This is a genomic window from Anaerosporobacter sp., assembly GCF_031551385.1.
In the GTDB taxonomy this organism is placed as follows: domain Bacteria; phylum Bacillota; class Clostridia; order Lachnospirales; family Lachnospiraceae; genus Anaerosporobacter.
The window spans coordinates 161663-169050 of the sequence record NZ_JAVBNS010000009.1 but is presented as its reverse complement, the minus strand read 5'-3'; the positions used below and the strand labels follow the sequence as shown (position 1 = coordinate 169050).

General features: G+C 35.3%; 10 protein-coding genes. 1 reads left to right on the top strand and 9 read right to left on the bottom strand.

Annotated features, from left to right (window positions below; genetic code table 11):
* Both RMR19_RS01980 and RMR19_RS01975 read right to left on the bottom strand, forming a co-directional pair.
* Positions 1–87 (bottom strand): hypothetical protein (locus RMR19_RS01980; RefSeq protein ID WP_310601818.1); only part of this gene is annotated, 87 nt, incomplete at its 3' end.
* Positions 88–384: 297 nt separating this feature from the next.
* Complete coding sequence (locus tag RMR19_RS01975) at positions 385–645, bottom strand: hypothetical protein (protein WP_310601814.1); 261 nt, start codon at positions 643–645, stop codon at positions 385–387.
* A 297-nt stretch (positions 646–942) separates the two neighbouring features.
* On the opposite strand from RMR19_RS01975, the gene RMR19_RS01970 reads away from it, so the two are divergent.
* Complete coding sequence (locus tag RMR19_RS01970) at positions 943–2184, top strand: 6-phosphofructokinase (protein WP_310601813.1); 1242 nt, start codon at positions 943–945, stop codon at positions 2182–2184.
* Positions 2185–2311: 127 nt separating this feature from the next.
* Here RMR19_RS01970 and dusB read toward each other — a convergent pair whose 3' ends face one another.
* The 7 genes from dusB to RMR19_RS01935 all read right to left on the bottom strand — a co-directional run bounded on the left by dusB (position 2312) and on the right by RMR19_RS01935 (position 7384).
* Positions 2312–3283, bottom strand: a complete 972-nt coding sequence (dusB, locus tag RMR19_RS01965) for a tRNA dihydrouridine synthase DusB (protein WP_310601812.1) — start codon at positions 3281–3283, stop codon at positions 2312–2314.
* Between the two features lie 28 nt (positions 3284–3311).
* Positions 3312–4091 (bottom strand): type III pantothenate kinase, encoded by a 780-nt coding sequence (locus RMR19_RS01960; protein WP_310601811.1) that lies wholly within the window; start codon positions 4089–4091, stop codon positions 3312–3314.
* Between the two features lie 14 nt (positions 4092–4105).
* Positions 4106–4411 (bottom strand): Dabb family protein, encoded by a 306-nt coding sequence (locus tag RMR19_RS01955; protein ID WP_310601810.1) that lies wholly within the window; start codon positions 4409–4411, stop codon positions 4106–4108.
* 15 nt (positions 4412–4426) lie between these two features.
* The gene (locus tag RMR19_RS01950) at positions 4427–4780 is read right to left on the bottom strand and encodes a DUF6145 family protein (protein ID WP_310601809.1); all 354 of its coding nucleotides are present in this window, start codon (positions 4778–4780) and stop codon (positions 4427–4429) included.
* A 50-nt stretch (positions 4781–4830) separates the two neighbouring features.
* Positions 4831–5685, bottom strand: coding sequence for a LiaF transmembrane domain-containing protein (locus RMR19_RS01945; RefSeq protein ID WP_310601808.1), 855 nt, complete (start codon positions 5683–5685; stop codon positions 4831–4833).
* A gap of 397 nt (positions 5686–6082) precedes the next feature.
* A complete protein-coding gene (locus tag RMR19_RS01940) occupies positions 6083–7063 on the bottom strand; it encodes a biotin--[acetyl-CoA-carboxylase] ligase (protein ID WP_310601807.1) in 981 nt (326 codons plus the stop codon).
* 39 nt (positions 7064–7102) lie between these two features.
* Complete coding sequence (locus RMR19_RS01935) at positions 7103–7384, bottom strand: hypothetical protein (RefSeq protein WP_310601806.1); 282 nt, start codon at positions 7382–7384, stop codon at positions 7103–7105.
* Between the last annotated feature and the right edge of the window lie 4 nt (positions 7385–7388).

The window sequence follows — 7388 nt, the reverse complement described above, 5'->3', positions numbered from 1 at the left end:
CCAAGGGTGATTTTCTAATAAAGAGATAAAACGTTGACCTACCATACCTGTTGCTCCAAGAATACCTACTCTTAATTTATTACTCATTTTATGAACCCTCCATCTTACTGTACTGACATATTCAATCATAACCCGACATCTCTGTCTTTCTGTTACGTACATTTGTCTTTTCTAATAAGTATAGTACACTGTTTTGAATAAAAATGCAACCGTTTTTTATATTCTACTTTTTTTTCGTTACTTTGTTGAATTGTCTATTTAGTTTTTAATTTTATTTGGTGATAATTTTTTGCTTTTCAAACTTTTCTATAATAAAGGCAAAAAGAAGGCTACACACCAGCGGATCAAACCAACTAGTACATAGCCTACTTATATCATACATATTTAATCTGCAACTTGCAGACGATCTTCTTTTAAAAACTGCATAATTACTTTTACACTAATCCCCGTTACATTCGCAACTTCGAAAGCACTAGTATTTGCATGAGATTGCACATATTCTTTTACAATGCGATAGTCATCTTTATCCTTATCTTCGCATTCCGTACATACATTTGAAATTCCTCGACACAAAGTCAGTAGTTTACGGCATCTTCTACAAGTTCTTATCTCTGGAAAATTATTATTTGATGATGGAAAACTCATCAAAGCCACCCCTTTCCTTACATATCTACTATAATATTTATATTTTCAACTCTTCGCTCTATAAGATGTCACCTTCCTTGGTCTATATGTTAATATTATGCAACGATTTTTAAAGTTTTTCAATTCAACAAATTTCCTATTTCGTACACTTTTTTAATATTTTTATATTCGCATAGGCAGTAAATAACGCATAATTATTAATTTAGTTACTAAATTAATGCATTTATATTGAAAAGGCAGTTTCTTTCTGCTATTATAGGTCTGCTCATAGAATATGATAGGAGGTTTTCGAACACTATGTCGTCAAAGATAAATTGTCTCATCGCTCAATCTGGAGGACCAACTACGGCCATTAATTCCAGTCTTGCAGGTGTGATTCACGAAGCTATACAATCAACAACAATTAATAAGATATATGGTTCTTTAAATGGTATACAAGGAGTTTTAAAAGACGACCTTTTTGACTTAACAGAAACTTTTCATATAGATTCTAATAATCTATCAACTCTCGTTCATACGCCATCTATGTTTCTTGGCTCTTGTAGATATAAATTGTCTGATCCACTTGTTAATGATTCCGATTATCATACTATCTTTCAACAATTTACCAATTATAATATAAAATATTTCTTCTATATCGGTGGAAATGACTCCATGGATACTGTTAATAAACTTTCTGCCTTTGCCGTAGAACATCATATTGATGTTCATGTTATTGGAATTCCAAAAACAATTGATAATGACCTTGCTTGTATTGACCATACACCAGGCTTTGGCTCTGCTGCCAAATATATTGCATCTTCCATTCTTGAAATTGCACATGATGCCTATATATACGATACGAAAAGCGTGTCTATCGTAGAAATCATGGGAAGAAATGCTGGTTGGCTAACGGCTGCTTCTGCACTTGCAAGAACTACATATAATGAAGCTCCACACTTAATTTATCTACCAGAAGCTCCATTCTCTACTGCTTCATTTGTAAGTGATGTCCGTACACAATTAGAGAAACGTAATCATGTAATTATTGCCGTATCAGAGGGAATCAAAGATCCTGCTGGCATGTATATATCCGCTAATTCAACTGGTACAGATCAATTTGGACACGTTATGCTAAGCGGAACTGGAAAGTACCTCGAAAACCTTATTAAGAATACAATCGGCTGTAAAGTCCGTTCTATTGAATTAAATGTACTTCAACGTTGTGCTTCCCATATTTCCTCACAAACAGACCTTGATGAAGCATATGAACTCGGTAAAAATGCTTTCCGCCTTGCGACTCAGGGAGAAACAGCAAAAATGGTTACATTAACTCGTACAAGCAATGCTCCATACACAGTTACTTATGATAGTACAGATGTATCGAATGTAGCTAACGTAGAAAAATGCATTCCTCGTGAATGGATTAATGAAGCTGGAAATGACATTACACAGGAATTAATCGATTATATCTATCCGTTAATTCAAGGTGAAGTTCCAATCACTTATCAAAATGGAATTCCAAGTTATCTTTCTGTAGAACATCTATTCCGCAGATAACTATAAGAATGGCTATAGAAAAAACAGACACCATTAACCGTTTTTTCTATAGCCATTCTCTTTTTTAACTATTCAAGACTACATCCTTCAAGCTACTTTTATTAAGTTTTCACATCTATAAAAACGACTATTCAATCATTCCTTTATATCGAATCATTAATGCTTCTAAATCCTCTAAACTTGCTATTTCATTCACTGTATTACGTAACTTCGCTGATTTCGGATACCCTGTTGTATACCATGCAACATGTTTGCGCATCTCACGAATGCCTACATATTCCCCTTTAAATTGAATCTGTAGCTTTGCATGTCTCATTATCATCTCTATTACTTCATTTACATGTGGTTTTTCCGGAATAATTCCAGTCGCAAAATATTCTTTGATTTGGGAGAATAGCCAAGGATTCCCTTGAATCCCTCTTCCTATCATAATTCCATCACAACCTGTTTCCTCTGTGATGCGTTTCGCATCTTCTACCGTCACTACATCGCCATTTCCAATAACAGGTATCGAAACAGCCTCTTTTACTTGTCTGATTACATCCCAGTTCGCCTTACCGCTGTAGTACTGTGCTCTTGTACGTCCATGAACAGCAATAGCTGCTGCACCATTTTGTTCAATAATCTTAGCAATCTCAACTGCATTGATACATGTTTCATCGAATCCTATTCTGATTTTTGCTGTTAAGGGTTTCTGAATTGCACGTGATACTTTATATACAATCTCACCAACTAATTTAGGATCTTTTAATAAAGCAGACCCTTCTCCATTGTTTACAACTTTCGGTACAGGACAGCCCATATTAATATCCAAGATATCAAAATTACGATGCTCAATTCGTTTTGCCATCTCACTTAATATATCTGCATCTGCTCCAAACAGTTGAAGTGCTACTGGACGTTCCTTTTCTTCTATTTCAAGAAGTACCTCTGTATTCTTATTGTTATACATAATTCCCTTGGCGCTTACCATCTCTGTATAGATTAAGTCTGCCCCTTGTTCCTTACACAACAGACGAAATGGCAGGTCTGTTACCCCTGCCATTGGCCCTACTATTAAATTTCCACCTATATTAACACTTCCGATTTGTAAATTCATAACACGTTCTATGCCTTTCTAAATAGCCCTAGTTTCTCTTACCTTTACATTTCTCATAAATCAATCGAAGCCCATTCATTGTAAGAGCGGAGTCATATATCTGAATTTCATCCGTTGCATCAGCAATAATCTTGCCTAATCCACCAGTTGCAACTACTTTAATATCTGGAATTCCTATCTCTTCTTTCATCTTCTTAATGATATATTCCGTCTGTCCGATATAGCCATATACAAGGCCTGCTTGCATACTTGTTATCGTATCTTTTGCCAAGATAGAATCTGGCTTTTTAATTTCAACTTCAGGAAGAGCTGCTGTATCTGACCATAATGCATTCGCACAGATGCGAATTCCCGGACATGTTAGACCTGCTACAAAAGAACCATCTTCTAAGATTAAATCATATGTAGTAGCTGTACCAAAATCAATTACAATTAATGGTCCACCATATGTTTCATATGCTGCCACTAAATCTACAATTCGATCCGAACCTACTTCTCTTGGATTTGCTATAGCAATCTTAATTCCTGTCTTTGTACCTGCTCCAACAATAATCGGAGTTACATCTAGATATTTAATAATACCATTCTTAAATGAATGCATAAGATTAGGCACAACAGAAGATACAATAACAGCCTCAATATCCTCTGGTTTAAGTCCTCTCGTAAGCAGTAAGTCTCGTATAAATATTCCGTATTCATCAGAAGTTCGAGCAATCTTTGTCGTCATTCGAAACGTTCCAAGCAATTCCTTCTCTTCAAATATACCCAGTGTTATATTCGTATTTCCTATATCTACTACAAGTAACATATCTTCTATCCTTCCTATAGCTCGTAATCAACACAAGCACGACTTATTCTTACATCTCCAATAAATTCTCCAACTCTTAAATGTTCTGGATGCACCGCATAGCGATTTAAGTCCTCAATGGAATCAAAATCACAAGTAAGACATAACGTATAATTTGTATCTGCTGCTTCCGAAGCATTAATTCCAACTTCCATACGTCGAATGAAATCCAATTTTTGTGTTAATTCTAATAACAAATCTTTTGCAATAACTGCATTTTCAATAGCCGTCTTGCCTTTTGCCTCTTTTGCAAATTCAAACATTACAATATGTCTAATCATGTTTATTCTTCCTTTCTAACCCTCATTATCTAGTAATTCCGAAACATCTTCATTCAAGAAAAATACTTTATAGTAAAGCTCTAGTGATTCTAGCAATTCTTCTTTTGTTCTTTGTAATTCTTTGATTTTAAGCACACTACCAATTTCATCAAATAGTAAATCGCCTTCGTCTGATTCAACATGGAAGACTAGTGTTCCATCTTCTTCAAATTGAAGTGTTAGAATACCGCCTATATCCTCTGTGTATAATACACACATAATTTGAAGCTCTTCCTTTATTCCGTCTGGTAAAGCTTTAAAATCTTCATTTAAATAATATTTTTGCTCATATGCACTTGATGCACATAAGATAACGTTATCTTGATACATAATTTCTCCCATTGGATATCTGTTTTTATCGCAACTACTTCGTTGCGAAACTATTTTATATCAACTCCGCCAAAAATACAAGCTCCATTTACATAAATTGTTGGCACATTCGCAGTATTCATAAAAGCGTTATCCTTTTTGTTATCCACACCGCCAAAAATTGCTGTACAATTTGTCACTACTCTTACATTTGATGGCACGAAGATGTCGATTCCTCCAAAGATTGCTGTTACATCAATAATTACGTCTTTATCAATAACTGCATTTCTAAGATTAATCTCAATTCCTCCAAATACTGCTGTAACTGCAACGCCTCCAAAGTATAAACCATTATAATTTAGATTTTTTGCCGAAAAAATTGCATTCACATTAGTATCATGAATTGTATTATAAGATTGGCTGCCACTATTTGTATTGCCATTATTGTTTGTATTTCCATTATTGTTTGTATTAAAATTTGTATTATAGTTTGAGTTATTGCTGTCTGAATACGAATTCGTATTCATATTGCTTGTATTATTCGAGTCATATGTGTATGTGTAAGAACTCTCTGGATTACTATTATTCTGAAAATCCTCTATATGCTTGCCTCTTCTACTTTCATCAAAAACTAGTTTTAAACCAATAATAACAAAGACACATGCAACAATTAGTTTTCCAATCATATTCCAAGCAATACGGTTCTGTGCTCCTAACAATAACATAACACCGATTGCAAGACCAATCGCACTTCCTGTTCTATTGCCTTTTTCGCAAATACCAACTGCACATGGAATAATAATAAATAATGTCCACCATCCATCAAAGAAAATGTCAAAATTCAGTCCAAACGCCTTCGCACCGATTAGCACACCTAGTGCTATAATAATTAAACCCCATATAAATCCTGTCGCATTACGCTTCATACTTTGCCTCCTATTCTCACATCCCTACGTTCGGAATGTCCATTGCTCTTTAAGGTTAATCGCTAATTTCTTGTAAGTGTGCACCTTACCTCTTACCCTTAATATACTTCATTCCTCTTCATTGTGCAATGGATATAGCGTAAGAAAACAAAGTCGTGACAATTGTCATGTGATGTTACTGTTCACTCCCAAGCCTTGCACCACGCTGCAAGGCTATGGGCTAATAACTTAAAATAGCCAAGAATCCAGCCCCTTCGCCGAAGGCGAACTTTAAATGGGCTGGATTCCGTTACTGTGAACGTTTTGTGTGAACAGTAACCATGTGACAATTGTTATATGGTTTTAAGCCTAGAATGACGCTAGTAATTTGGAGTTCCAATTGGCATTGCCATCCTACCTACGTATAGGAATATAATCCCCTAACAGATACCTCACCTGCATACACTTCCACAAGTTCAGCATTATCTTTTTCAACAAGTAGATGCCCTTTATCTGTAATTCCTCTCGCAATACCTGTATAGGAGTTTTCCTCCGCCAAAATCCTTACCTCACGGTCTTTATTAATTAAAGCATTCGAATACATCTCATTTAATTCGCTTAAATCATGTGTTTTTAGAAATTGCTCGTAATATCGCTCCAGATGTTCCATTGTCTTAGCAATCAGTTGTGCACGACTAATTGACTTTCCTGATTCTAATAACAACGATGTTGCTTTATCACTTATCTCCTCAGGAAAATCCTTTGCACTTACATTAATACCAATTCCTACAACAATATAATTGATGTAATCCACCTCTGCGCTTAATTCCGTTAAAATGCCACATACTTTCTTTTTATTAACAACAATATCATTCGGCCATTTTATTTTTGATTCTAAACCCGTCAACTCCACAATTGCATCATTTACTGCTAATGCTGCTACTAATGTTAACATAGAGGCATATATTGGCTTCATCTGTGGCTTTAAGATCACTGTCATAAACACCCCTGTTCCACTTGGCGATTCCCAACCACGTCCTCTCCTGCCTTTGCCTTGATTCTGCTTATCTGAAACAACCAACGTTCCTTCTTCTTTTCCTTCATCCGCTAATTGCTTCGCTACCGTATTCGTAGAAGTTACTTCATCATAGCAATAAACCTGTCTTCCTATATAACGTGTCTGCAACTTACTAAGAATCGCTTCGTTTGTCACTGCGTCTGGCTGACTGAGCAATCGATATCCTTTGTTCGATACGGAATCAATTTGATATCCTTCGTCTTTTAAACGATTCACCACTTTCCATACCGCGGTTCTGGAAACATTAAGCTGCTCGCATAATTGCTGACCTGATACATAAGTATCACTACTACTTAATATTGTTAATATCTTTGTCTTCATACCCGCTCTCTTCTTTCTAATATTCGTATATTTCTCAACTTATGCCAATGCCAAACGTAGATAGTATATGCCAAATATAAATATAGCAAACCCTACCATTCCAAAGAAAATCCCCATTGCTTTTTGACCATTTACTTTATATTTTCGATAGCCATTACTTAGGTTCATAATGCCTGCTACAACCATTAATGCTGACATTAATCCATAACTTGATGGTTCCAACATAACTAATATAAATAATACGATAACTGCAACACCTAAAATCATATTAATTAAATCTGGCAGAAGTTTGTTGTCCGTAATAATCTTATTCCACTTCATTGTA

Coding starts and splice junctions, on each gene's coding strand:
- RMR19_RS01935 (WP_310601806.1), bottom strand. CDS start 7,384: ATGAAGTGGAATAAGATTATTACGGACAACAAACTTCTGCCAGATTTA.
- RMR19_RS01960 (WP_310601811.1), bottom strand. CDS start 4,091: ATGTTACTTGTAGTAGATATAGGAAATACGAATATAACACTGGGTATA.
- RMR19_RS01970 (WP_310601813.1), top strand. CDS start 943: ATGTCGTCAAAGATAAATTGTCTCATCGCTCAATCTGGAGGACCAACT.
- RMR19_RS01955 (WP_310601810.1), bottom strand. CDS start 4,411: ATGATTAGACATATTGTAATGTTTGAATTTGCAAAAGAGGCAAAAGGC.
- RMR19_RS01975 (WP_310601814.1), bottom strand. CDS start 645: ATGAGTTTTCCATCATCAAATAATAATTTTCCAGAGATAAGAACTTGT.
- RMR19_RS01940 (WP_310601807.1), bottom strand. CDS start 7,063: ATGAAGACAAAGATATTAACAATATTAAGTAGTAGTGATACTTATGTA.
- RMR19_RS01945 (WP_310601808.1), bottom strand. CDS start 5,685: ATGAAGCGTAATGCGACAGGATTTATATGGGGTTTAATTATTATAGCA.
- RMR19_RS01950 (WP_310601809.1), bottom strand. CDS start 4,780: ATGTATCAAGATAACGTTATCTTATGTGCATCAAGTGCATATGAGCAA.
- dusB (WP_310601812.1), bottom strand. CDS start 3,283: ATGAATTTACAAATCGGAAGTGTTAATATAGGTGGAAATTTAATAGTA.